This is a genomic window from Brevibacillus fortis (assembly GCF_003013395.1).
Classification (GTDB): domain Bacteria; phylum Bacillota; class Bacilli; order Brevibacillales; family Brevibacillaceae; genus Brevibacillus; species Brevibacillus fortis.
On record NZ_PXZM01000014.1, the window covers coordinates 118458 to 141711 of the forward strand.

The 23254-nt window shown below is 45.9% G+C and carries 26 protein-coding genes; 18 read left to right on the forward strand and 8 right to left on the reverse strand.

The features are described 5' to 3' along the window. Nucleotides 1-84 precede the first annotated feature (84 nt). From C7R93_RS10835 to C7R93_RS10855, 5 genes are all read left to right on the forward strand, one after another. A complete protein-coding gene (locus C7R93_RS10835; RefSeq protein WP_106838811.1) occupies nt 85-591 on the forward strand; it encodes a coiled-coil domain-containing protein in 507 nt (168 codons plus the stop codon). Then, complete coding sequence (locus C7R93_RS10840) at nt 572-1651, forward strand: phosphodiester glycosidase family protein (protein ID WP_106838812.1); 1080 nt, start codon at nt 572-574, stop codon at nt 1649-1651. Before C7R93_RS10835 ends, C7R93_RS10840 begins: the two co-directional genes overlap by 20 nt. Nucleotides 1652-1819: 168 nt before the next feature. Next, on the forward strand, nt 1820-3853 hold the full coding sequence (gene ggt, locus C7R93_RS10845) for a gamma-glutamyltransferase (protein ID WP_106838813.1): 2034 nt from the start codon (nt 1820-1822) through the stop codon (nt 3851-3853). A gap of 28 nt (nt 3854-3881) precedes the next feature. Next, the gene (locus C7R93_RS10850) at nt 3882-4772 is read left to right on the forward strand and encodes an NAD-dependent epimerase/dehydratase family protein (RefSeq protein ID WP_106838814.1); all 891 of its coding nucleotides are present in this window, start codon (nt 3882-3884) and stop codon (nt 4770-4772) included. A gap of 82 nt (nt 4773-4854) precedes the next feature. Beyond that, nucleotides 4855-5691: a M15 family metallopeptidase gene (locus C7R93_RS10855; RefSeq protein ID WP_106838815.1), complete on the forward strand. Its 837-nt coding sequence runs from the start codon at nt 4855-4857 to the stop codon at nt 5689-5691. Nucleotides 5692-5753: 62 nt separating this feature from the next. On the opposite strand, the gene lepB is transcribed toward C7R93_RS10855, so the two are convergent. Further along, a complete protein-coding gene (gene lepB / locus C7R93_RS10860; RefSeq protein ID WP_106838816.1) occupies nt 5754-6314 on the reverse strand; it encodes a signal peptidase I in 561 nt (186 codons plus the stop codon). Nucleotides 6315-6701: 387 nt separating this feature from the next. Between lepB and C7R93_RS10865 the strand changes: the two genes are divergently transcribed. The 4 genes from C7R93_RS10865 (at nt 6702) to C7R93_RS10880 (ending at nt 9268) form a co-directional block, all read left to right on the forward strand. Next, nucleotides 6702-7127: a MarR family winged helix-turn-helix transcriptional regulator gene (locus tag C7R93_RS10865; RefSeq protein ID WP_039961380.1), complete on the forward strand. Its 426-nt coding sequence runs from the start codon at nt 6702-6704 to the stop codon at nt 7125-7127. A gap of 75 nt (nt 7128-7202) precedes the next feature. Next, nucleotides 7203-7706: a hypothetical protein gene (locus C7R93_RS10870; protein WP_106838817.1), complete on the forward strand. Its 504-nt coding sequence runs from the start codon at nt 7203-7205 to the stop codon at nt 7704-7706. A 118-nt stretch (nt 7707-7824) separates the two neighbouring features. After that, nucleotides 7825-8007, forward strand: coding sequence for a DUF4025 domain-containing protein (locus tag C7R93_RS10875; RefSeq protein ID WP_106838818.1), 183 nt, complete (start codon nt 7825-7827; stop codon nt 8005-8007). Nucleotides 8008-8152: 145 nt separating this feature from the next. Then, a complete protein-coding gene (locus C7R93_RS10880) occupies nt 8153-9268 on the forward strand; it encodes an aminopeptidase (protein WP_106838819.1) in 1116 nt (371 codons plus the stop codon). A gap of 18 nt (nt 9269-9286) precedes the next feature. Here the strand turns inward: C7R93_RS10880 and C7R93_RS10885 are convergent, their stop codons facing one another. The 3 genes from C7R93_RS10885 to C7R93_RS10895 all read right to left on the reverse strand — a co-directional run bounded on the left by C7R93_RS10885 (nt 9287) and on the right by C7R93_RS10895 (nt 11322). Further along, nucleotides 9287-9607 (reverse strand): hypothetical protein, encoded by a 321-nt coding sequence (locus C7R93_RS10885; RefSeq protein ID WP_106838820.1) that lies wholly within the window; start codon nt 9605-9607, stop codon nt 9287-9289. Nucleotides 9608-9727: 120 nt separating this feature from the next. Beyond that, complete coding sequence (locus tag C7R93_RS10890) at nt 9728-10255, reverse strand: isoprenylcysteine carboxyl methyltransferase family protein (RefSeq protein WP_106838821.1); 528 nt, start codon at nt 10253-10255, stop codon at nt 9728-9730. Nucleotides 10256-10257: 2 nt separating this feature from the next. Next, nucleotides 10258-11322 (reverse strand): type III polyketide synthase, encoded by a 1065-nt coding sequence (locus tag C7R93_RS10895; RefSeq protein ID WP_167402453.1) that lies wholly within the window; start codon nt 11320-11322, stop codon nt 10258-10260. A gap of 288 nt (nt 11323-11610) precedes the next feature. Here C7R93_RS10895 and C7R93_RS10900 point away from each other — a divergent pair, with 288 nt between their 5' ends. The 3 genes from C7R93_RS10900 (at nt 11611) to C7R93_RS10910 (ending at nt 14086) form a co-directional block, all read left to right on the forward strand. Further along, nucleotides 11611-12297, forward strand: a complete 687-nt coding sequence (locus C7R93_RS10900) for a GGDEF domain-containing protein (RefSeq protein WP_106838823.1) — start codon at nt 11611-11613, stop codon at nt 12295-12297. Nucleotides 12298-12456: 159 nt separating this feature from the next. Beyond that, entirely contained in the window at nt 12457-13074 is a 618-nt protein-coding gene (locus C7R93_RS10905) for a DUF47 domain-containing protein (RefSeq protein ID WP_106838824.1), read from the forward strand. Beyond that, nucleotides 13067-14086 (forward strand): inorganic phosphate transporter, encoded by a 1020-nt coding sequence (locus C7R93_RS10910; protein WP_106838825.1) that lies wholly within the window; start codon nt 13067-13069, stop codon nt 14084-14086. Before C7R93_RS10905 ends, C7R93_RS10910 begins: the two co-directional genes overlap by 8 nt. Before the next feature lie 62 nt (nt 14087-14148). On the opposite strand, the gene C7R93_RS10915 is transcribed toward C7R93_RS10910, so the two are convergent. The 3 genes from C7R93_RS10915 to ligD all read right to left on the reverse strand — a co-directional run bounded on the left by C7R93_RS10915 (nt 14149) and on the right by ligD (nt 16287). Next, nucleotides 14149-14388 carry a hypothetical protein gene (locus C7R93_RS10915; protein ID WP_088908244.1) on the reverse strand — a complete coding sequence of 80 codons (240 nt, stop codon included), beginning with the start codon at nt 14386-14388 and terminating at the stop codon, nt 14149-14151. Nucleotides 14389-14513: 125 nt separating this feature from the next. Further along, entirely contained in the window at nt 14514-15311 is a 798-nt protein-coding gene (gene lgt, locus C7R93_RS10920; protein WP_106838826.1) for a prolipoprotein diacylglyceryl transferase, read from the reverse strand. Between the two features lie 73 nt (nt 15312-15384). Then, nucleotides 15385-16287 (reverse strand): non-homologous end-joining DNA ligase, encoded by a 903-nt coding sequence (gene ligD / locus C7R93_RS10925; protein ID WP_106838827.1) that lies wholly within the window; start codon nt 16285-16287, stop codon nt 15385-15387. A 168-nt stretch (nt 16288-16455) separates the two neighbouring features. Here ligD and C7R93_RS10930 point away from each other — a divergent pair, with 168 nt between their 5' ends. From C7R93_RS10930 to C7R93_RS10950, 5 genes are read left to right on the forward strand one after another with little or no spacing between them, the layout of a single operon-like run. Next, the gene (locus tag C7R93_RS10930; protein WP_425266730.1) at nt 16456-18036 is read left to right on the forward strand and encodes a spore germination protein; all 1581 of its coding nucleotides are present in this window, start codon (nt 16456-16458) and stop codon (nt 18034-18036) included. Next, nucleotides 18033-19202: a Ger(x)C family spore germination protein gene (locus tag C7R93_RS10935; RefSeq protein WP_244191506.1), complete on the forward strand. Its 1170-nt coding sequence runs from the start codon at nt 18033-18035 to the stop codon at nt 19200-19202. Before C7R93_RS10930 ends, C7R93_RS10935 begins: the two co-directional genes overlap by 4 nt. Continuing rightward, entirely contained in the window at nt 19195-19431 is a 237-nt protein-coding gene (locus C7R93_RS10940; protein ID WP_106838828.1) for a hypothetical protein, read from the forward strand. The genes C7R93_RS10935 and C7R93_RS10940 overlap by 8 nt, the downstream gene beginning before the upstream one ends. 12 nt (nt 19432-19443) lie before the next feature. Next, complete coding sequence (locus C7R93_RS10945) at nt 19444-20802, forward strand: GerAB/ArcD/ProY family transporter (RefSeq protein ID WP_106838829.1); 1359 nt, start codon at nt 19444-19446, stop codon at nt 20800-20802. Nucleotides 20803-20831: 29 nt separating this feature from the next. Then, nucleotides 20832-21779 carry an ATP-dependent DNA ligase gene (locus tag C7R93_RS10950; RefSeq protein ID WP_106838830.1) on the forward strand — a complete coding sequence of 316 codons (948 nt, stop codon included), beginning with the start codon at nt 20832-20834 and terminating at the stop codon, nt 21777-21779. 133 nt (nt 21780-21912) lie between these two features. Here C7R93_RS10950 and C7R93_RS10955 read toward each other — a convergent pair whose 3' ends face one another. Then, the gene (locus tag C7R93_RS10955; RefSeq protein WP_106838831.1) at nt 21913-22278 is read right to left on the reverse strand and encodes a winged helix-turn-helix transcriptional regulator; all 366 of its coding nucleotides are present in this window, start codon (nt 22276-22278) and stop codon (nt 21913-21915) included. Nucleotides 22279-22483: 205 nt separating this feature from the next. On the opposite strand from C7R93_RS10955, the gene C7R93_RS10960 reads away from it, so the two are divergent. Further along, complete coding sequence (locus C7R93_RS10960; protein ID WP_106838832.1) at nt 22484-23131, forward strand: nitroreductase family protein; 648 nt, start codon at nt 22484-22486, stop codon at nt 23129-23131. Nucleotides 23132-23254 lie beyond the last annotated feature (123 nt).

Consider the following 23254-nt stretch of genomic DNA (forward strand, 5'->3'; position numbering starts at 1 on the left):
CATTATTCAGCAAAATGCTACTTCAAAAACTTTCTATGTTATAATGAAACCTCATTCTCTATCACAGAAAGGAGGAGGGAGCCGATGGACGACAAATACATGGGAGCGTCATCGACTTCGTCACCCACACTGCCACTCCCGGCAAACGGGAAGCAGAAAGGAAGACGCAGAAGAGGCATCCTGTTCCAGGCATTGATTCCCTCCCAGACAGAAGGTAAGCGCCCTTTACTACCTATCGTTTTGGCCGTTCTGGTCTGGGTAGGACTTGCCTATGCTGGCTATGCCTTTGCTGTTTATACGTTGGACAAGCAGCAACAATTGGTAAACCAACGAATTGATCAAGTTCAAGAAGATAATCAAAAGCAGATGAAGGCATTGGGAGAGCAATTGGCTCTGGTGCAAGAAGAAATGCAAAATGTCCAGAAGGGTCTGGGAAATCTAGAAGAAGATCTGGCATTGACTGGTGAAACCATTGGTGGAACAAACAAGACCAAAGAAGCCCTACAGGATCGGGTTGACCAGTTGAACAAACAGCTGGTTGATTTGAAAGCATCTCTGAAAAAATTGGAGGATGCAGCCCGTGCTTGGTAAGATAAACCGTTTCTTTCTCTTTCTGTTGGCACCTGCACTCGGTTTTTTGGTCGCTTTTTCGCTGGTAAGTCCAGTGGACAAGCTCCAGACAGAAGGGCTGAAGCTTCCTTCTGCTGTAGCGAAGAGCCAAGCAGATGAGCTGAGGGAACGGCTCAACGACACCAAGGTGCAGCTTCGAAACGTAGAAGTCGTCATCGAAGACATCCAGGATCGCTCGAAAAAGGAACAGAAAGAATACGAGCAGCAAAACAAGAACATCAGCAGCGCACTGGAAGCGAGCAAATCCCAGACGCAAAAATCTGCGGATGTATTGGACACAATCTTGTCCAATATGCTTGGCAAGCCGATCGGTCAGCACTTCGGGAAAAACTCTACAGTGAAGGTCTATTCCCTGCAAGAAGGCGGATACCGCGGTTATATGGCAAAAGTTCGCCTTAATGATCCGAATGCGTTGAAAATGGTGCTGGCGAATAACTCCGTTAAAAGTAAGGGTGAAACGACGAGTCAAGCCGGTAAGCGTACAGGAGCCATTCTTGCGATCAATGCAGGCGGCTTTATGGCGGACAAGCAGGGCAATTTGACTCCACTTGGCATTACGGTTGTTGACGGCAAGATTCGAACCTTTTCTAATAATGCGAAGCTGAGCTTTGTCGGTTTTAACAACAAAGGTCATCTGGTGGGAACAAGTATCAAGACGCAGGCACAAATTACGCAACAAGGGATATTGCAGGGAGCGAGCTTCTTGCCGCGTCTCTTGCAGGACGGAAAGCGACTTCCTATTCCTCGTGAATGGGCCAATGCACGTCAACCGCGAACGTTGATCGGCCATTTCGACAACGGCGATTTGCTGCTGATTGTCATTGATGGAAGACGAGATGGCTGGAGTAATGGTGTTACGCTGGAGGAAGCGCAAAAAAAGCTGCAAGAGTGGCATGTCGTGGATGCGTATAACCTCGACGGCGGAGGCTCCAGTGCGTTTTATTACAATGGCAAGCTGTTGAACAAGCCTTCAGGCGGAAAAGAACGCCGCGTAGTGAGCAACTTGGTCATCATGCCATAAGCAATAATCGATACACTCTTCTGTGAAGACGACAAGTCTTGCTGCAGAAGAGTGTTTTTTTCTGTAGAGAAAAGTTTGCCTAGTTAACTGTGAATGTGGGTTGACCTTGAAAAATGCTGAAAATTATAATAATAAATAGAAGTAATGAAATGGAATAGGAGGGATCGCATGAAAAAAGGGATGTTGGTTACCCTCTCGATTGTTTCTGTGCTTTCGTTTCCTCATTTTGCTCTGGCGAAAGTCCCAGGAGTGCCTGCAGGTGTGCAAGGAGCTACAAAGGGGATTGTCGCGGTCTCTCATCCAGCAGCGGCCCAAGTCGGCAGAGATATCTTGGCAAAGGGCGGCAATGCGATTGACGCTGCGGCTGGGATCCAATTTGCTCTGAATGTGGCAGAACCGTATATGTCCGGTATCGGCGGCGGTGGCTTCATGATGATTTATGTGAAGGATCAAAACAAGGTGACGGTGATAGATAGTCGGGAAATGGCGCCTGCCAAGGTTACTCCTGATATGTTTTTGCAGGCAGATGGTAAGCCGATCCCGTTTGAGGAGAGACATACCAGTGGTCAGGCCGTAGGTGTCCCAGGTACATTGCTGGGCGTAGAGCAAGCGTTGGAATCGTATGGGACATGGGACTTGGGAAAAGTGATAGAACCGTCGATTGAATTGGCGGAAAAAGGCGTTCGCGTCAACTGGGTGTCTGCTCAATTTATTGCTAATTCCAGTGAAAAGCTGAAAAAGCACGGGACTGCTGCACAGGTGTTTGCACCAAACGGAGTTCCACTCAAAGAAGGTGAGATGCTGGTTCAGCCCCAATTGGCGAAAACGTTGAAGATCATTCGCGATAAAGGCTCAGATGCCTTGTATGAAGGGGAAATTGGCAAGGCCCTCGTCGAGGAAGTGCAAAGAACGGGTGGTTCCATGACACTTGATGATTTGCAGTCGTATCAAGTAAAAGAGCGTGAACCGGTTTGGGGCATGTATCGTGGATATGAAGTGATTTCAATGGCACCACCCAGCTCTGGCGGCTTGACACTCATTCAGATTTTGAAGCTGATGGAAGGCTACGATAACAAAAAGGACGGAATCGGGTCGGTAGCCTATTTGCATCATCTGATCGAAGCCAACCACCTCGCCTACGCAGATCGGGCGGCGTTTATGGCGGACGAGGACGTGTATCCAGTACCGAAGAAGGGGCTGATTGCAGACGAATACATCAAGGAACGGCGTCAGCTCATTCGTGAAGAAACCGCGAATGCCAATGCAGGGGCAGGAGACCCTTGGAAGTACGACCCTGGCAAAAAGCCCGAGGTGTCCATAAAGTTGAGTGATCAAACCCCAGTCAAGCAGACGACGCACTTCTCTGTCATGGACAAATGGGGGAATATCGTTTCGTATACGACCACGATCGAAGATATATTTGGCAGTGGTGTGATGGTTCCGGGTTACGGCTTCATGCTCAATAATGAGCTGACAGATTTTGATGCGATTCCTGGCGGTGTCAATCAGGTCGAGCCCGGCAAGCGCCCACGTTCGAGCATGACGCCAACCATGGTACTTAAAGACGGGAAGCCTTTTTTGGCAATTGGCTCACCAGGTGGGTCCACGATTATCGCTTCTGTATCGCAGACGATTCTCAATGTGATCGATCATGGAATGGAGATTCAAGATGCCATCCGAGCACCTCGATTTTTTTCTAGCAGCTATCCGAATGTGACATGGGAAGCGGGCATCGACCAGGACGTCATCCTGCAATTGATGGCAAAAGGCCACGTCTTCACCGAGGAACCGACGAACATTGGCAACGTCCAAGCGATTGTGTACGATTTTGAAACGGGAAAAATGTACGGCGGAGCGGATAACACGCGAGAGGGTACTGTACTCGGGGTCGATGCCATTGCCTATACGGCTGCTCAGCCAATCCAGTCGCCAAAAGAAAAGGAAGGCCCTTTTGATTTGCGGGTAAACGGCAATGTATACCCATATACAGCAGAACAAAAAGTGATGATAGACAAAGCCGCATATGTCCAAGCAGAAAAGTTGTTGTTAGGGCTGGGACAAAAAGTGACGTCCTTCCAGTCAGATATCGTCATGGTAGAGGGTATTCCTTACTTGCCTGTTAAAAAAGTAGGCGAGAAGCTGGGCTATACGGTCATGTGGAAAGAAGCGGAGCGGTCCATCGAGTTGACGAACAAGAAGTAGATCGATCAAGAAAAGGATGTGGCAAAAAATGAAGAAGGTACTTGTACTCGGCGGAACGCGATTTTTTGGAAAGCGATTAGTGAATCTCCTCGTTGAAGCTGGGGTAGACGTTACGGTGGCAACGAGGGGGATTACCCAAGTGGATTTGCCTGCCTCTGTCAAAAGGCTTACGATTGATCGCGATGACGTCCATTCTCTTGCTGTTGCAGGGGAAGAGCAGTGGGACGTGGTGTACGATAACATCTGTTATTCCTCCCAAAATGCCATGGATGCGTGCAAGGTTTTTCGGGGGAAAGTGGGTAAGTACGTTTTGACCTCTACCTTGTCCGTCTACGATTATGCAGAGGAAAGCTTAAAGGAAGAAGCATTTGATCCGTATACGTATCATATCCAGGCGAAAACAAGAGAAGAGATGACCTATCAAGAGGGAAAACGCCAAGCAGAAGCCGTCTTTTTTCAGGAGAATGCTTTCCCTGTTGTAGCGGTTCGCTTTCCAATCGTGCTGGCGGAAGACGATTACACACGTCGGTTATACTTTCACATTCAGCAAGTGCAAGAGGAGAGGCCGATTGGTATTCCGAATCTCGCTGCCCAGATGTGCTTTATTCATGCACAGGGAGCAGCTCAATTTTTGGCATGGGTGGCGACAACGTCTATCACAGGACCTGTGAATGCGTGCTCGGATGGGACTGTTTCACTTGCTGAGCTGATGGAGAAGATTGTACAAATAGTCGGGAAACCTGCTCGAATCGAACAAACGACAGATGATTCTGATGCGTCACCATTTGGATTTGTAGCGTCCTTTTACATGGATAACAGCAAGGCTAAGGCCGCGGGCTTCCCTTTCTGGTCGCTGGATGAATGGTTGCCAGCGCTGATCAAAAACGTAAATGACGAATATACCTCCGAAAAAGCGTGACCTATCTACCTTTTCTTTCGTATAACTCCATGGTAAGGTAAAGCAGAACATATGTGTCTGTAAGGAACCAGGAGGATCGATCATGAACAAAAATCGCACCAGCAGTCTTGCGATCGTCGCAGCACTATCAGTAGCACTACTCAGTGGATGTGAACCTCCCTCATTAAGTGGATTGTTATCCAGCGAGTCGAATGGAGCTGCTGAGAATGGACAGTCAGCGGGAGAGGGAACGCAGCCGACGACAGTTGAGCAAAAAAACGAGGAAACAGCACGTCCCCAACGGGAATCTCTTGCAGAGACGATAAAAGATGTGGATGGAGTGCCAACCGTTACGAATGAAACAGATCTATCGGTTGTCGTAAATAAACAGCGGGCATTGCCTGCAGATTATATTCCACCGGATTTGGTAGAGCCGAATGTGCCGTTTCCTTTTGATGAAAAAGTGGAGAAGCGTTTGCTGAGAGCAGAAGCCGCACAAGCATTAGAAGAACTGTTTGCCAAAGCAAAGACAGAAGGAATTGAACTGTATGCCGTTTCTGGCTACCGCTCGTATAAGACCCAAAGATCGCTGTATGAAACGTATGTAAGGACGCAAGGTGCTGAACATGCTGCTGCCTACAGTGCCGTCCCTGGAAAGAGCGAGCATCAGACTGGCTTGGCTATGGATGTGTCCGGGTATGATGCAAGTACACGCTTGGAAGAGTCATTTAGTGAGACGCCTGAAGGAATATGGCTGGCAGCCAACTGTGCAGACTTCGGGTTTGTCATTCGTTATTTGAAGGGTAAGGAAGATACGACTGGATATGCGTATGAGCCTTGGCATTTGCGTTATGTTGGGAAGGAAATGGCAAAAGAAATTATGGCAGATGGCCTTACTTTGGAGGATTATTTTTCTCAAGCGGCAATTGCCCACAAATAACGTAATCGAAAACGCAAAGAGCCGCCCCGATAAGGAGCGGCTTTTTGTTGCATGGAAAAATGTTAACGAGGGAGGCGAACCTGGGACAGCGGCCAGTATACGACCTCTGCTCGTCCTACTACATGATCCAGCTGAACAGGGCCAATGACGCGGCTGTCCATACTGTTGTTGCGATTATCCCCCATGACAAATACACTGCCCTCAGGAATTTTCACAGGATCAAAATCTTCGGTTAATGTCACACCTGCTGTAGAAGTTTTTAGTTTGTTTTCGACCAAATACTCTTCGCTGAGCGGTTGGCCATTGACATACACTTGATCATTTTTAGCTTCAACGGTGTCACCGGCTACTGCGACCACGCGTTTAATCCAGTTGTCGCCAGTTGCATCTGGATGAACAATGACGATATCGCCAGGCTGTGGTTCTTTGAGATAGTAAATGGCTTTGTTGACGATGACACGCTCGCGGTCATGCAACGTACTTTCCATGGAGCGCCCTTGGACGACGTAGGGAGCCATGACGAATACGTAGATAAAGGCAGTCAATCCGCCAATCAAGACAAACGATTTTAACCAATCGAGCAATTCCGCTTTCCATTTTGGTGTAGGGTTGGTTTGTTCCATTGAAATTCTCCTATGTATGTAGTTTCTGTGGCAAATATGCCTGAGTCAAAAGCCTTCTGTGAATAAGGCTGTCTTCCCATTATACATGCTTTACGAATAGATACGAAAGATGATTCAAGGAAATAATTGGGTTCAAGGTGAAGATGAAAAAAGTCGTAACATTATTTTGCAAGCTTACCTATTGTCAGTTTTTCCTGTTTGAGTTAAGATGTTCTTGAAATAAGTTTTACACTAAAAATATTAAGTGGTAAACACTTTGTCTGGCTCATACATATCTTTCGTGAAAAGAAATAATTTCGGGAGTCCTCTTGATCTTCCGGTACTTAGGCTATATAGTTTTATAGTAAAAGTACTTATATTATTAATTTTCCGAAAATAGGTGATGTTGTGAGCAATATGTCCCGTGCCAGTAAACTTGAGGAACTGGATCGAGTATTTGTCGAGATTGCTCGTTTCTTTATTAACAATTGGCTAGAGGAAGAGTCAATCAGTCCGAAGCAGTTTATCTTGTTGCGTGTGCTGCATCAAAAAGGACGAAGCACAGTTTCTGAGCTGGCGACTATTTTGAAGTTATCCAATAGTGCCACCACAATCGCACTCAATCGGTTGGTCAAGGCAGGTTTTATTGACCGGGTTCGAGATGAACAGGATCGACGTGTCGTGTGGGTCACTTTGTCACAACAAGCGATTCCGACTCTGGAAGGACTTTTGTGCCACAGGAGAGCACTAGTAGGAAAGCTGCTGGAGAATCTGACTGACGACGAATTAGAGCAGTTTACGTATTTTCTCCGGAAAATGCAGCAGTGCATATAGCATACCTTCAAGTTCGGGTTTGGGGACATTCGTGTAAGACAAAAGTGTGTACCGCGGGAATGGGAGTGTACACATATGAAAAAGAAAAGCACACTGATCATGAGTTCTTGTATCTTAGGAGCAGCGCTGTTTACACAAGCTGCATTTGCTGAAGAGGCAGTAAAAGCTACTGAAACGACTACTGCAACAGAAGCAAAAACAACTGCAACTGAAGAAAAACCAGCAACTACAGAAGAAAAGCCTGCAACTACAGAAGAAAAGCCTGCAACTACAGAAGAAAAACCAGCAACTGAAACCACAACAACTGCACCAACAACTAAACCTGAAGTAAAACCTGCGACTCCACAAACAGTTACCCCAATTCAAGGTTTGACTCAACAAGGTGGCTGGGTCATCATGCCAGGTAAAGATGAGTTTGTATGGGTGAGTGGTCAATATGTTCCAGTAATCTCTAACGTATCTGGCTGGGCTATGATGCCAGGCGTAGATCAATTTGTTACAACTGGTGGCGTAACTGCTGTGAGTGCACCAGCAGCTGGCTGGGCAACGATCGCTCCAGAATCCGATAACGAAAAATAAGCATGAATGATAAAGGCGCTTTGTCCCTTGATTGGGCAAGGCGTCTTTTTTTCGGCTAAATCTGGAGATTCTCGTACAAACTATAGCGGATAGAAACCAAAAGGAAGGAGGGGCGAAAATGGCAGATCAGGATAAGGGTCAGGCTCGATCCAAGGCGAGAGAGTTGGGTACGGAGGATACGGGCGGAGCCGTCTATTATCAAGAAGCAGACGAATATACGGCTGGTCTGGCTACGACGCAGGAGTTGGTCAGTGACATGTACAAGATGGGAACCATTGAGGACAAGGAACAGATGATGTAAAACACATGAAAAGAGCAAGGCCAGCCTGGATGCATGGAGGCTGGTCGCTTTTTGTTCCCTTGATAAAAATTTTTTTATTGACTTAGTAGATTGTATCAGTAAAAATACAAGAGGAATCAGAAAATTTAAAAAGGGTGTGCCACGAATGAGAGACTCACGATTAGATCAATTAGCGTACAATCTGGTTAACTATTCTGTACGAGTACAGCCAGGGGAAAACATTTTGATCAACGCGAAAGGGGATACACCGGATTTGGTGCAAGCCCTCGTGCGTGAGATTTACAAAGCAGGCGGCAGTCCTTATGTTCAATTGATTGATCCCGCCGTAAGCCGAGAAATCGCAATGAATTGCAATGAAGAGCAGTTGACGATCATGGCTCAGCATGAAGTCGAGCTCATGGAGAAAATGCAAGGTTATATCGGGATTCGTGCAGCGAACAACATCAATGAGATGGCCGATGTTCCAAGTGACAAGCTGAGCATCTATTCTCGTCTATATGAGCTGCCAGTGATGAACGTACGCGTTCCTAAAACGAAGTGGGTTGTTCTTCGCTACCCGAATCCTTCCATGGCACAGCTTGCGAACATGTCTACAGCAGCGTTTGAAGATTTTTATTTCCAAGTATGTAACCTGGATTACGCGAAGATGGACAAAGCAATGGACAGTCTGGTTGACTTGATGAATCGCACAGATAAGGTGCGATTGGTAGGACCTGAAACGGATCTCATCTTCTCGATCAAGGACATTCCTGCTGTGAAATGTGCTGGCTTGCGGAATATTCCAGATGGAGAAGTGTATACAGCACCTGTGAAGGATTCCGTAAATGGCGTGATCACTCATAATGCTCCAACACCATACCACGGCTTCACTTTCGAAAATGTTCGCCTGACCTTCAAAGACGGTAAAATTGTGGAAGCAACAGCGAACGATACCGAACGTCTGAATCAAATTTTGGATACGGACGAGGGAGCTCGCTTCATTGGAGAGTTCGCCATCGGTGTGAACCCTTACATACGCAACCCGATGAAAGATATCTTGTTTGACGAAAAAATTGATGGAAGCTTCCACTTCACCCCTGGTCAATGCTATGACGAAGCATACAATGGCAACAAGTCGTCCGTACACTGGGACATGGTTTCCATCCAGCGTCCGGATTGGGGCGGAGGGGAGATCTGGTTTGATGACGTCCTGATTCGCAAAGATGGTCGTTTTGTCATTCCAGAGCTTGAATGTCTGAATCCAGAAAACTTGAAAGGGTAAGGCACAGGCCTACTCGAATCATTTGTCGTACTGACGGAGCCTTTCGTGGGCAAGCATAATATCCATTTCTAGCTGAAATAGCATGTGCAGATTGCTTGAAGGTAGAGTAACTCTGCGTGCCGCGTGGTAGAGAAGTGGTTTGTTTTGTTTGATGACGGTCATGATTTCCACAACAGGAGGAACGACTTGCTTGATTCTCAGCAGACTCTGCAAATAACGGAGAAATGTTTGAATACTAGCCTGGTCATCCTTGTTCGGTACCGTTTCAATCAAAGCGAAAAAGTCTCGGACGATGATACGCTTCGTCTCCTGAGGCTCCACGGCAGTTGTACGATTCACTAGATCCACCTCACGGGAAAGAGTAACAGCTTCTTTTCCTTTCCCGCTGAATGCTATGTGATAAACCTTTTACTCGATAAAAAGTCTTTGGCATGTACATGTGCCAAAGACTTTTCGTTTTTATGACTCGCTATGACCATCGTAGACGCTTGCTTCTTCCAGTGGAATCCGAATGCGCAAGAGCAGCCAGGCATTCAAGAGAGAAAACGTCAGGGCAGTTGCTACAGCGGAAAATGTCAGAGGTAATAGGAGCACCTCAAGCGATACGACCATGTAGTTGGGGTGACGAAGGAACCGATAAGGCCCTCGCTTAATCGGAGCTTCTCCCGGGAGTATGAAGATGCGGGTATTCCACCGTTTACCCAAGCTGCGAATACACCAGTACCGTAGTCCTTGCGCGATCAAAAACAGGCTGAAAGGAACGGCCCACCAAGAGGGCAGAACCATGCTGCTTCCTTTTCCTAGAACTTCGAAAATAAGCGAGAGAAAAAAGAGAAGCTGAAGAAGAACGATGTATTTGTAATGACTCGCCCCAACCTCGTAGCCCCCTTTTAATCGGATATAGCGGGCATTCCTCATGGCAACGAGAAGCTCGATTAGCCGCTGCAATACGACTACAGCCATGACGAGTCCAAAGAAGAGCAACATGACTATCTCGCCTCCAGTAGTAAGAGCTCGGAGCTAAATCCCGGTCCAAGAGCAGCGACCAAACCGCGATCTCCTGACTCCCATGCTTTCTCCATGCTTTTTTCCAAAACGAACAGAACTGTAGGAGAAGACATGTTACCAAAATTGGTTAACACATCTTCAGAAAAACGAGTGGCTTCTGTGCCAATGCCCAGAGATCGCTGGTAAGCTGTTAACACCTTGGCTCCACCTGGATGGAAAATAAAATGACGCAGATGATCAATAGACATTCCGTGCGGTGACAAAAAGCTCTCGACGTTTTCTCGCATCGAAGAACGAATGAGAGTAGGGATGTCACGGGAGAAAATGACTTTTAACCCCGGATCGGTCAATTCCCACCCCATGACATCTACGGTGTCCGGCCAAGTTGTTGTACGTGCATCACAAAATTGAACCTTGGGTACGTCAGAAGAGGACAAGACTTCGTCTCCTTCTATTAATACGGCTGCAGCTCCATCTCCAAATAGGCATGTTGCAACCAAATTGCTTTTGGACAAATCTTGGCGGATGAAGGTCAAGCCGCACAGTTCTACGCTTACAAGCAATACTCGTCGCGAGGGATAAGCCTGGGTGTACTCACATGCTCGCGACAATCCCATCGCACCACCGGCACAGCCTAGACCCCACAAAGGGACACGGGTTGCTTGCGGACGGAGTCCTAAACGGTGGAGTAGGCGGGAATCAAGACTTGGGGTCGCAATGCCAGTGCTTGATACAAACATCAGACAATCGATGGATGACGGCTCAACACCTGCTTTCGTCAAGCACTTTTGGGCAGCTTCTACGGCTAAGACTTCCGCATGCTCGATATACAATTGATTTTTCTCTGCGAACGGCCGGTCCTCCAAAAACCAGTCCATTGGCATACAAAAATGTCTCTTTTGAATGTGACTGTGCGCAAACACATGTAACAAACGGTCGATATCAGGAAAAGCGTCTTGAAAAAATAGGCGTGCCAGCTTCATGGAATCCTCTTGTGTAATCTCGTGGGAAGGTACTGCGGTAGCCACTGCTTCAATACGGGGCATGCATTCATTCACTCCCGTCTCTTTTATTAGCCATTAGCTTATCCCTTCCAATTGGTTCCAATTCATGCTGCACCATGTGCATAGAGCACAGTCTGATTGTCAGGATTTTTACAAGATTCGCATGAATGAAATAAGTGGCAGTTTCGTGGTTTTGCTTGAACTTACAAAAAAAGATAGGTAAAATATTCCTGATCATATGAAAAAAGACCTATTACAAAAGTTAGTTAAGTAGGTCTAATGTACGATGGAAAAGAGGGTTACATCGAAAGGGATCGGGGGTAGTGTACGTTGGGCTCACGCTGGATTAGCTTGAGTGTGTCCTGTGTGATCATCTCGGTTTGGCTGATCGGATACGGATTGCCGTCGGATGAAAGCATGATTATCTTTCTTTTACTTGTGACCGTCATTCAGTCGCTTGCTGCCTATCAAATCGGGAAGTATGTAGATCAGTTGCGGCAGATGGCATATCACGATTCACTTACAGGCGTTCTGGTCAATCGCAGATTTTTAGACAAGCTGGTCGAAGAAGTGGAGTTGGCAAGAAGCAATCATCAATCTGTTACTTTATTGTTTATTGATTTGGATAATTTCAAAATATTCAATGATTCATTTGGTCATATGGAAGGTGACCGACTCCTTTGCCAATTTGCAAGGCTTTTGCAAGCAAGTGTACGTAAGCAAGATACGGTTGGAAGATGGGGTGGGGAAGAATTCGTCGTTTTGTTAACGCATACTGACACAATAAGAGGCTTGGCAATCGGGGAACGAATTCAAAATCAAGTGCGACTCGCTCTTTCAGGTGTCACGGTCAGTATTGGAGTGGCCTCGTATCCACACCATGCTTCAACAGCGGAAGAGTTAGCGGAAAAAGCAGATATGCTTATGTATGAAGCGAAAAAAAGGAAAGATTGCATGATGGTCGCTTCGAATGAAAAGATAAATATTGGCAAGACTAACACTCGTTCTCTCTCTTGACACGGGTGTTTTTTTTCATTGTAAAGAGCATTTACAAAAACTTAATAATTCCTTAAAGAAAAATATACACATTTGACCTTGATTTTAAATTTACGGAAACAATAACTTTCGATATAATCTGTTAGGTGTGATTTATTCAAAGGAGTGAAGAAGTCCCGTATGTTGAAATCAAACAAGTATATCTTCTTTGATCTGTTCGAGCAGCAGATTGCCACTGTGCACAAAGGAACTCATCTTTTCTATGAAATGATAGGAAACTATCAAGATCTAGAAACAAAGGTTAAGGCAATCAAGGCTGTCGAGAAAGAAGGAGACGAGATCGTTCGCCGCATTATGAACGAGTTGAACTCTACTTTTATCACTCCGCTTGAGCGTGAAGACATTCACCAACTCGCTCATACGATGGACTCGATGATCGACTACATTGACGGTGTCGCTGATCGTATGTATTTGTATCAAGTGACTCAACCAGATCCACGTGTACTGGCACAAGCCAATATTTTGGTGAAATGCTCGGCTAAGCTGATCGAGCTGATTCGCACACTGCGCAAGCTGGATCATAAAGTCGTTACAAAAATTGCTGGGGAAATCAAAGATTTGGAGCATGAATCAGACTCCAACTACCGCAAAATGGTATCTGATCTGTTGAATTCTCCTGATACCAACCCAATTGAAGCGATTAAACTCAAAGAGATTTACGATAAGCTCGAAGACTGTGCTGACTTCGCTGAGGACGTCTCCAACCTGGTAGAAGGGATCGTGTTAAAGAATGCCTGATCTTTCGCCAGAGGTGATTATTCTCGTACTCGTCGTCATCATGGCGCTAGCTTTTGACTTTATCAATGGTTTCCACGATACGGCGAACGCGATTGCGACTTCTGTTTCGACGCGAGCATTAAGTCCGAAAACCGCGATTATTATTGCATCCTTGTGTAACTTGATTGGTGCACTCTCGTATACAGGTGTAGCGAAGACAATCGGGGGAGGCATTACCGATCCATTCAAGTTGGAAAATGGATTGGTCGTCGTTTTGGCCGCGTTGACATCTGCGATTTTGTGGAACCTAATCACCTGGTGGTTCGGAATTCCTAGTTCGTCCTCGCACGCGATTATCGGCGGCGTTGCAGGTGCTGCTTTTGGTGCCGCAGGAAGTGGTGCCATTAACTGGTCAGGCTTCATTAGCATTATCCAAGCGTTGATCGTATCCCCGCTTGTAGCGTTTGCTATTGGTTTTGTCGTGATCAAGCTTGTGTCTTGGCTTGTCCGTAACTCAGCGTACCACAAAACCAATCGAGGTTTCCGTTCGCTGCAAGTAGTGTCAGCATCTTGGCAGGCCTTCAGCCATGGAGCCAACGATGCGCAAAAAACAATGGGCGTAATCACCCTTGCTCTGATTTCTGGTGGATTCTTGATTCAAGAACCGGGCGAATTCGTCATTCCACTGTGGGTAAAACTATCAGCTGCTATTGCAATGGCTTTAGGTACAGCCTTTGGTGGATGGCGTATCATCAAGACCTTGGGTGGTAAGATTATGAAAATCAAGCCAATTTCCGGTTTCTCAGCAGACCTGTCTTCTGCCTTGATTATCACAATCTTTACAGCTTTGAAACTGCCGGTGAGCACAACGCACGTGATCACATCCGCCATCTTAGGGGTTGGGGCATCGCAAAAGCTGAACGCAGTAAAATGGGGCTTGGCTGGCCGAATCTTGGTCACTTGGGTCATTACCCTTCCGATTACAGGACTTTTGGCTGCTGCATGCTACGTCGTGTTTGACGTCTTCCTGTAGAGCTACACCTTTAAACACCAGACACCTTTCCGTGTAGAGTACGCGGGAAGGTGTCTTTTTCATTAACTTGATCCAGTTAAACGCTCCCATAAACCGGGCTTGGGCTTAATTTGCACGAGGCGTACAGCAGAGAATGGGATATAGTCCAGCGAGCCATCCCGCTCTTCAATTAAAATGCCGTTTGGACTGTAATCATACAGTTTGCCTTCTGCATAGGCGGATAATCCTTGACCGATCATATCAGGAGCAAAATGAATACGTACGTAGCGATCGAGATACTCCTCCAAAATTCCATCATCCATCTTATTCCTCTCCTTTTTTCATTCTATCTCCTAGTTATTGCCTGCATTGCGACAATTCAGACAAGGCAAAGAAAAAACCACCCAGTCGGACTGACCTGAGTGGTAATGAATCTATCATGGTGACGTTATTCGATCGAGTTTTGGGAATGGCCTGTCTGCCTGTTTTTGCGTGCAAACACGAGCATCAAGATGACACCGGCAGCAATTAAGCACAGACTGACTAATTGAGCGACACGCAGGGTATCGGCTATTAACAAACTGTCTGTACGCATTCCCTCAATGTAGAAGCGACCAAGTGAATACAGGATCATGTAGCTGAACAAGACCTGTCCATCGAATTTTTTGAATCGGTACAGCATGAACATGAGAACGGCGAATACGAAAAGGTTCCAGATCGATTCATACAAAAACGTAGGGTGGTAATACTGTCCGCCGATAAACATTTGTTCGCGGATAAATGCAGGGAACTTTTCCATAAACTCAGCAGAGACGGGACCACCATGTGCTTCCTGGTTGATAAAGTTTCCCCAACGTCCGATGGCTTGGCCCAAAATGACACTAGGCATAAAAATGTCAGCCAAACGAAGAAACGGCAGATTATGTTTTCGAATATACCAGCTTCCTGCCAGAACACCACCGATTAATCCACCGTGAATGGCCAAGCCGCCTTGCCAAACTGCGAAGATGTCCAGTGGATTGTCTTTGTACTGCTCCCATTCAAACGTAACATAATACAATCTTGCACAAACGATGGCTGCAGGAATGATCAGAACCACCATGTTCAAGACGTGATCAGGATCAATGCCAGAACGTTTGGAATTGTAACGCGCGAGATAAGTACCCAAGAAAAAAGCCAGCCCCATAATAATGCCATACCAGTGAATCTTTAAGGGGCCGATTGCAATTGCGATCGGATCAATCATGAATGTGCCTCCTTGCCTCAAAACATCTGTGCCAAGTATAGCACAAATAGGCTGCAGGATTCCAACTAATGGCTTACTGAGACTGCAAAAAGCCGAGGATGGCATCAAGGGAGGCTCGTTTCGTCGGAGCGGATACGGATGAGAATAAATCTCCGAATGTTTCCAGCCGTTTGGGAACCGTATAAACCGTGAAGTCTGTAGGATGACAATGGGGAACCTCCTCCCATAGAATGGGCGTTGATACGGTTGCCTGTTCTTTTGCTCGGGTTGAATAAGGGGCTGGCAATGTTTTGCCCCGCCAGTGTTGCAAATAGTCAATGTACAGCTTATCTCCCCGGTTCTTCACCAAGCGCTCAATAGTTAATAATGAAGGGTGCTTACTGACTAAATAGGATGCGATGAAATGTCCGACCTGCCGCGTCTGTTCAAACGTATAGCGGAGTTCGATTGGGACGTATACTTGCAAGCCGCTGGAACCAGAAGTTTTGACCCAAGAAGACAGCTGTAATTCATCGAGCAGCTGTTTCAATAAGAGGGCAGACTCAATCACAACGGAAAAATCATCGGTGGAAGGGTCGAGGTCAAATACCAGCTCTGTCGGAGACTCATCCTTGGCGAGGTGAAAGGAGACGTGCCACTCTAAAGCCGCTTGATTTGCCATCCACACGAGTGTCGCTTGGTCATTGCACAGTACGTAACGCACATTCTCCCACGTATGCGTTTGTATCCAGTCAGGCGCATAGTCAGGTGCGTTTTTTTGATAGAAGTGCTTGTCACCAATTCCGTGAGGGTAGCGAATGACGGTTAACAGCCGATCCTTGCTATACCGTAGGAGTGGGGCTGCGACAATCAGCAAGTAGCGCAAGTAATCTAGCTTAGTTACCTTTGCCTGCGCCCATAGGGGCTTATCAGGATTTGTAATGGACAATGTGTGATTGTCGATCGTCAGCTCATACTCTTTTGTTGCAGGACGCAATGACGTATTCACCTTCTTTTTGAACGGTATAGGTGTTCCTACTATCTCCCATCCGTGTTTCTCTATGTAAAGAGAGTACCTCTTTGCATATATTTCCTGCTAATCAACCATAATACGGGTAGCTTTCCAGTGGTTGGTGATGAAATGAAGTTCAAGAAGAAAGATAAAATGAAAGAACTGATTGAAACGATGAATTCCTGCAGCTTGATTGAGCTGGAGGGTATACCGATTTCGCCTCAATTAGATGATAACGTTGATTTGTTGAAAAAAATGTTCTCTGATTGCTCCGATTTTGTCATACGAGAATTCCGCCAAAAAAACAGTGTCCGTGCGATTGCTGTCTTCGTAGATGGGCTGATTGATACCAAAGAGGTCAATTCTGCACTGAAATCGTTAATGGTGCTTGAAGATGGCGATGAAGATATCAAAGTGATAGAAGAGGCACTTTTGCCGGTTTCCCAGATGGGAAGAGTAGACGATTATAAAAAGCTGCTACAGGCTGTGCTATCAGGTGATACGGGCATTCTCGTAGAGGGAAATACAGAAGCGCTCACGCTCGGGATTCGTGGAGCAGAAAAACGCTCAGTCAACGAACCAGAAGGAGAAGCGGTCGTAAGGGGACCACGTGAAGGTTTTATCGAAAATATTCGCACCAACACGTCGATGCTGCGGCGCAAATTGCGAACGCCTCGCTTGAAAATGAAGTCTCTGGTAGTTGGACGTGAGACGAACACCAATCTGGTGGTTGCCTTTCTTGACGGGATTGCGGATCCAGAAATTGTACAGGAAGTTACTGGTCGAATCAGCAAGATCAATATGGATGCTGTTCTGGAAAGTGGATATATCGAAGAGATGATCCAGGATAACACGTACTCGCCTTTCCCTCAGCTCATGTATTCCGAGCGCCCAGACACGGTTGCAGCGGCATTGCTGGAGGGACGTGTCGCCATATTTGTGGACGGGACACCGATGGTTTTGATAGCGCCTGTTACGTTTTGGATGATGATGCAGGCAAGTGAGGATTATTACGAACGATTTCAAATGGCCACCCTTGTTCGGCTGCTGCGCTACATATTCCTCATCATTTCGCTCATTACCCCTGCTTTATATGTAGCGATTACGACTTATCACCAACAAATGCTACCAACCACGCTCCTTTTAAGTATTGCGGCTGCTCGCGAGTCCATTCCTTTTCCCGCTATTGTGGAGGCTTTTATCATGGAAATTTCCTTTGAAGCCTTGCGAGAAGCGGGGATTCGCCTCCCGAAAACGGTCGGGCAAGCCGTCAGTATTTTAGGCGCACTGGTCGTCGGTCAGGCAGCGGTGCAAGCAGGAATCGTTTCTGCCCCCATGGTTATCGTCGTATCGCTGACAGGGATTGCTTCGTTTACCATCCCGCATTTTAATGCATCGATTTCACTGCGAATGCTGCGCTTTCCGATCATGATTGCCGCTTCGATTCTCGGCATTTATGGGATGCTGGTAGCGTTATTGCTAATCCTGGGGCATATGGCCAACCTACGTTCTTTTGGTGTCCCTTATTTATCGCCACTCGCACCGATGTCGATCGGCGATCTCAAAGATGTATTGTTGAGGGCACCATGGTCGATGATGGAAAAACGCCCGAGCTTTTTGGGAGTTCAAAATGCAAGGCGTATGAACGATGGTTATGCGAATTCTATCCAGGAAAGAGGAGGGCAATCAGGGGTGACAGGCAATCGCCATCAGAGCGAGGAGGGGCAATCGTGAAGAAGACTGTGACCCGCATGTTGGTGGTGTTGCTCTGTATGTTCCTGGTATCTGGATGTTGGGATCGCCGTGAAGTAAATGATATGGCCATCGTCATTGCGCTGGCGATGGATAAGGAACCAGAGGGCAGGTATCGGATATCTATCCAAGTCCCACTGGTCAGCAGCCTCGGTGCACAGTCCGGAGGTGGTGGAGGTACGAGTGGTGACAAGAGTTATTATGTTGATTCCGCAGTAGGCAGAACGATCAGAGAGGCGAATGACTTGATCCAAGCTAGAATGTCACGAGAAATTTACTACTCCCATCACCGGATGATCGTCATTGGTGAAGAATTGGCGAAGGACGGTATGTCGGATGTGCTGGATATTGTGGCCCGGTTTCCGGAAAACAGACTGACAGCTTACATTGTCATGACCAAAGGAAAAGGTATCGAATTGTTAACTGCACAGCCGCAATTTGAACGTTTTTCAGGAGAAGCGATGCGTGAGCTGGTTAAAATGGGGGGGATTACAGTATCGCTAAAGGACTTAGCCCAGATGCTTAGCACACCGGGCGTAAATGCCATTATACCTGTTCTGGCAGCAGTGGATTCACATCCAAAAGGAAAGTCGAAAGAAATAGAGGCGACAGGGGTAGGTTTGTTTCGAAACGATAAGCTCGTGACCATTGCGAAGGCAAAAGACCTGACAGGCTTGCGGTTGTTTCAACGTAATTTTACACCCTTTTCTGTCGTGCTGCCCTTAAACAAGAAAGAACGGCTTACCGTTAATTTCTCGAAAGGAAGAGCGAACATCAAGCCCGAGATCAGGAAAGGCCACATCCATTACAAAATTGATCTCTATACTTCTGCCGTTGTGCTGGAGAATATGTCAAATCTCGATCTCGAGAAAGAGAAAAATATTAAAATGCTGCAAACGAAGCTTGTGGAGCAAATCAATCGTGGTGTGAACGATACAATAAAAACAATCAAACAGTATCGGTCAGACATTATTGGGTTAGGAATCGTATTATCTCGACATTATCCTCATGAGTGGCAAGAGCGCTATCGGAGCAGATGGAATGAGGAACTCCCAAAAATCACTTATGAAATACACTCCAAAGTGAACATGGCCAACTTCGGGCAGACCACCAAAAATATTACGCAGAGTGAAGATAATCATGAATAGAATATTCCTGATTTTTTTCGTATCCATGCTGTTGCTTTCGTTTGGAGAATTCATCCTGAAGCGAAAAGGTATGGATGGGAGACAGCAGCGAGTGATTGTTATTTTCTACACCTTGACCATTGCTTTTCTTATCGCTTTGCAATTCCAGTATTATCAAGTGCTACCTACGAGTAATGTGATGAACTTTCTATCTCCTCATGTGAAGCGGTGGGTGGATCAGTTCTTATAAGGAGGCCCAAGTATGATTCACAAGCAAGTTGTCAATCATCGACAAATTGCCTGGCTGGTCGGCAGTGTCTTGATGACAGGAATGATGATCAATCTCTTGAGGTCTGTCGTTCAGGTAGCAAGGATGGATGCTTGGTTCTCTCAAATTTTACCCATCTTTTATGCGCTTTTTATCGCCTACGTTTTGAGTGGGCTGGTTGAAGCATACCCCGGGAAAAATATCTTTGAAATCTTGTTTATCATTGGCGGGAAGTGGATTGGTGGAGCTATCAATCTACTCATATTGTTTTACATTTGGATCATCCTGGCGATCGATATTAAAGGAGTTGCTGATTTTTTACATATCTCGTTATTGCCAACCACGCCATTGGAGGTCATCTTACTCGTCTTCGTCTTACTGATGATGTACTATGGCAAAACGAGTCTTGAGGTGGCGGCACGGGTAAATGAGTTTTATTTTCCGCTTTATTTCATCATGTGCATTTCGCTATATTTCCTGCTGGGTAATGAATACAACGTAGAGCGATTGGAGCCAATCTTGACTAGTAGCTTGGATCGGATCGTGGTCAGTAATTTTTTGCCGATTGGTGTGTATGGGGATATTTTTCTAATCGGGGCGTTCTTACATGCCATTGTAGAGCCGCGACTTTTTTATGCTGCGATGAAGCACGGGATCATCATTGTTGGCTTTGGTACGACGATTATGTTGCTCGTCTTGCTCGGGGTGATGGGGTTCATTATCGCTGGTCGGCTGAATTTCCCCATCTATATTCTCGTCCAGCAAATCCACGTCACAGATTTTCTGGATAGGGTCGAAATGATCCTCTTTAGCGTGTGGTTCCCTGCTTTTACAATCAAGGTCATTGTCGCTTACTTGGCATTTTTAGTGGGGGTTGGATCGTTTGGGGGACAGCGGCATTATAATACATTCAATGCTCCGTGTGGATGGTTTATCGTTGTATCGTCTATCTTCGGGTTTCCAAATGTAGCCCATATCGATCAGTTTATTAGTTATAGCTTGCCGATGATCGTTCTCGTTTTCCAATTTCCGTTGGCGCTCTTTTTGCTCATTCATGTAAGGCGAAAGAACAAGGGAAGAGAGCAAAGCCTCATTCCCGAAGGAACGAAGCTTTATCGATTTTACCGGTCGATGATGTGGATCACAACAGTCTGTTTGAGTGGTTGTGTGATCGTGATTTTGATTGGGGACTTTTTTAAAGATAAATCAGCGGTGGGAGGGGTTGTGACAGCCGTTGTGTATATTGCCCTCTTAATATTAGCGCTGTTGACGAGCTATGGGGAAATGCAGGCTCTCAATCATGGCAAGCAAAAGCTGGGGAGGGCAAAACAGGCTGGTTCGTTTCGCCAATAAAGCAATTTCAATCGATGATGGGAGGAACCATGTCGTTTACACCTATTATTCCGTTTGAACCAGTTATGGCAGATGAATTTCCGAGTGAAGATAACTGGATCGCACAAGTCAAATGGGACGGAGTCAGAATGCTCACGTACTACGATGGACATGAAGTGCGTCTGGTTAACCGGAGATTAAATGATCGAACATTGCAGTATCCTGAATTCGTAAATGCAAAAAGGTATTGTTCGGGCTCATCCTTTATCCTTGATGGCGAGATGATTGCTTTTGACAGTAACCGACCTTCCTTTCAAGAAATCATGAAAAGAGATAGCCTGCGGAAAAAACAGAGTATTGACCTTGCCGTCAACCAAACACCCGTCACATACATGATCTTTGACGTCTTATATTACAATGGCGATTGGGTCATCGAACAAGAACTCATTCGAAGACATCAATTGCTGGAACAAATGATTATCCCTCAACCCAATGTCCAGGTCGTGCAAAATTTTAAGGATGCAAAAGCATTATACGACGTGATGGTTCAACACGAGATGGAAGGTATTGTTTGCAAGGGTTGTACAAGCTCCTACGCCATCAACGGGAAGGACAAACGGTGGCAGAAAATGAAAATTTTTCATGACCTTTTTGCTGTTATAGGAGGGGTAACATTCCGTGATGGGGTCGTGAATGCGTTGTTGCTCGGCTTGTACAACGATGAGGGGAAGTTTTATTATATTGGCCATGCAGGCACTGCGAAGTTCAGTAAGAAAACGTGGCAAGATCTGACACAGCAGATACAACCCACTATCAGACCTACGAAACCATTTGAGAATGAACCGGAGAGAAGGAAAGACGCAATTTGGGTAGAACCTGAGATTGTTGTAAAAGTGAAATTTATGGAATGGACCACAGGAAAGACAATGAGACATCCTAGTGTTCAAGCAATCGTAAACATGCCTGTATCGGCATGTTTGTTTTCCCAAAATGAATAACATGGCGTAAGGGCGAGCTCTACTTTACCGAGTCGCCCAAAAAAGCATCCGTTATCCCAAATCATCAACCTCTCCATGCGAGAGGTGTCTTTTTTGTGCGCAATATAAAAAATGTTAGGTTTATTCCTGCTGGTTACTGTATTCCTATTTCGTCATCACTATTTCTAACGGTCACTTCGCCATTCGGATACCGATGCTTAAGATAGTCGCCGCCCCAATCGCATAGTACTTTTAAAACTTCTTTTAATGATTCCCCATATTCTGTAAGCGCATATTCCACTTTGGGTGGTACTTGATCGTACGTTTTTCTGGTGATCAAGCCATCTCGTTCAAGCTCCTTTAGTTGTACCGTGAGCATCTTTTGTGATATACCCGTCACTAATCGCTTTAATTCACCCGTCCGTATTGGTCCCTTTGTCAAGTAATACAAAATATGCGTCTTCCATTTCCCTCCAATTACTTCCAAGACGATTTCGATTCTGTTGTTGTACTGTTTCATTTTCTTTTAACTCCTTTAAAAATGTACAGGTACGTGGACGTTCCTATAGTACGTTGACGTTCCTATGGTACGAAAAAGTGCGTACTTTTTTTTAGTTACTTTCTCTTGCATAATAGGATTCGTTACCAAGCCATGCAGTATCGTGACCTTTACCATTATACCCATATAAGTATGCTGCATAAAATATTGAGGAGGTACTCTTACTATGAAAACAGCAAATCGTACGGCAAATTTTTATGACGTGATTCGTGAGCGCCGATCTGTTCGGACCTTTGATCCTTCTTATAAAATCTCAGAGCAAGAAATCAAAGAGCTCATTGGAGAGGCAATGCTCGCTCCGAGTGGTACGAATCTGAATCCTTGGCGTTTTATGGTGTTTACAGATAAGGAGCTCAAGGAAAAGCTGCTTCCGATGGCTTTGGGACAACAACAAGTGGTTGATGCATCCGCGGTCATTGTTGTGTTAGGGGATATGGACGCCTATACAGTGGAGAACGCTGACAAAATCAATCAAAGAGCTGTAGATGCTGGTTTTATGCCTGAGGAAGTAAAGAACAGAATTAACGAAAGTGTGAAGGGGTACTATGGAACTGTCAGTGAGCAAGTATGGAGAGAGTGGCAACACCTTGATGGAGGCCTTATAGCGATGCAATTGATGCTCGCGGCTAAGGCAAGAGGTTATGACACAGTTCCTATGCTTGGCTACAATACCGAAGAGTTCCGAAAAGCTTTTCATGTTCCAGACAACTGGGTGAATGTCCTCATGATTCCAGTAGGAAAAGCAACGCAACCAGGGTTCCCGACGGTAAGGTTGGGCGTTGACGAAGTAACCTATTGGAATGGGAAGTTATAAAAACTCATTGTGAATGTAATATTCACGAGAGGAGGGGGACCGCTACATCATGTGGCGGCTTCCCTGCAATTCGATAGAGATAAACTCTGTCGCCTCTCTATAAAACTAAATTACAGATATTAA

Coding starts and splice junctions, on each gene's coding strand:
- C7R93_RS10955 (WP_106838831.1), bottom strand. CDS start 22,278: ATGAAACAGTACAACAACAGAATCGAAATCGTCTTGGAAGTAATTGGA.
- C7R93_RS10880 (WP_106838819.1), top strand. CDS start 8,153: ATGAGAGACTCACGATTAGATCAATTAGCGTACAATCTGGTTAACTAT.
- ggt (WP_106838813.1), top strand. CDS start 1,820: ATGAAAAAAGGGATGTTGGTTACCCTCTCGATTGTTTCTGTGCTTTCG.
- C7R93_RS10940 (WP_106838828.1), top strand. CDS start 19,195: ATGAATAGAATATTCCTGATTTTTTTCGTATCCATGCTGTTGCTTTCG.
- C7R93_RS10855 (WP_106838815.1), top strand. CDS start 4,855: ATGAACAAAAATCGCACCAGCAGTCTTGCGATCGTCGCAGCACTATCA.
- C7R93_RS10890 (WP_106838821.1), bottom strand. CDS start 10,255: ATGTTGCTCTTCTTTGGACTCGTCATGGCTGTAGTCGTATTGCAGCGG.
- C7R93_RS10895 (WP_167402453.1), bottom strand. CDS start 11,322: ATGCCCCGTATTGAAGCAGTGGCTACCGCAGTACCTTCCCACGAGATT.
- C7R93_RS10850 (WP_106838814.1), top strand. CDS start 3,882: ATGAAGAAGGTACTTGTACTCGGCGGAACGCGATTTTTTGGAAAGCGA.
- lepB (WP_106838816.1), bottom strand. CDS start 6,314: ATGGAACAAACCAACCCTACACCAAAATGGAAAGCGGAATTGCTCGAT.
- C7R93_RS10910 (WP_106838825.1), top strand. CDS start 13,067: ATGCCTGATCTTTCGCCAGAGGTGATTATTCTCGTACTCGTCGTCATC.
- C7R93_RS10840 (WP_106838812.1), top strand. CDS start 572: ATGCAGCCCGTGCTTGGTAAGATAAACCGTTTCTTTCTCTTTCTGTTG.
- C7R93_RS10930 (WP_425266730.1), top strand. CDS start 16,456: ATGAAAGAACTGATTGAAACGATGAATTCCTGCAGCTTGATTGAGCTG.
- C7R93_RS10945 (WP_106838829.1), top strand. CDS start 19,444: ATGATTCACAAGCAAGTTGTCAATCATCGACAAATTGCCTGGCTGGTC.
- C7R93_RS10905 (WP_106838824.1), top strand. CDS start 12,457: ATGTTGAAATCAAACAAGTATATCTTCTTTGATCTGTTCGAGCAGCAG.
- C7R93_RS10870 (WP_106838817.1), top strand. CDS start 7,203: ATGAAAAAGAAAAGCACACTGATCATGAGTTCTTGTATCTTAGGAGCA.
- C7R93_RS10875 (WP_106838818.1), top strand. CDS start 7,825: ATGGCAGATCAGGATAAGGGTCAGGCTCGATCCAAGGCGAGAGAGTTG.
- C7R93_RS10915 (WP_088908244.1), bottom strand. CDS start 14,388: ATGGATGATGGAATTTTGGAGGAGTATCTCGATCGCTACGTACGTATT.
- lgt (WP_106838826.1), bottom strand. CDS start 15,311: ATGATTGATCCGATCGCAATTGCAATCGGCCCCTTAAAGATTCACTGG.
- C7R93_RS10960 (WP_106838832.1), top strand. CDS start 22,484: ATGAAAACAGCAAATCGTACGGCAAATTTTTATGACGTGATTCGTGAG.
- C7R93_RS10950 (WP_106838830.1), top strand. CDS start 20,832: ATGTCGTTTACACCTATTATTCCGTTTGAACCAGTTATGGCAGATGAA.
- C7R93_RS10835 (WP_106838811.1), top strand. CDS start 85: ATGGACGACAAATACATGGGAGCGTCATCGACTTCGTCACCCACACTG.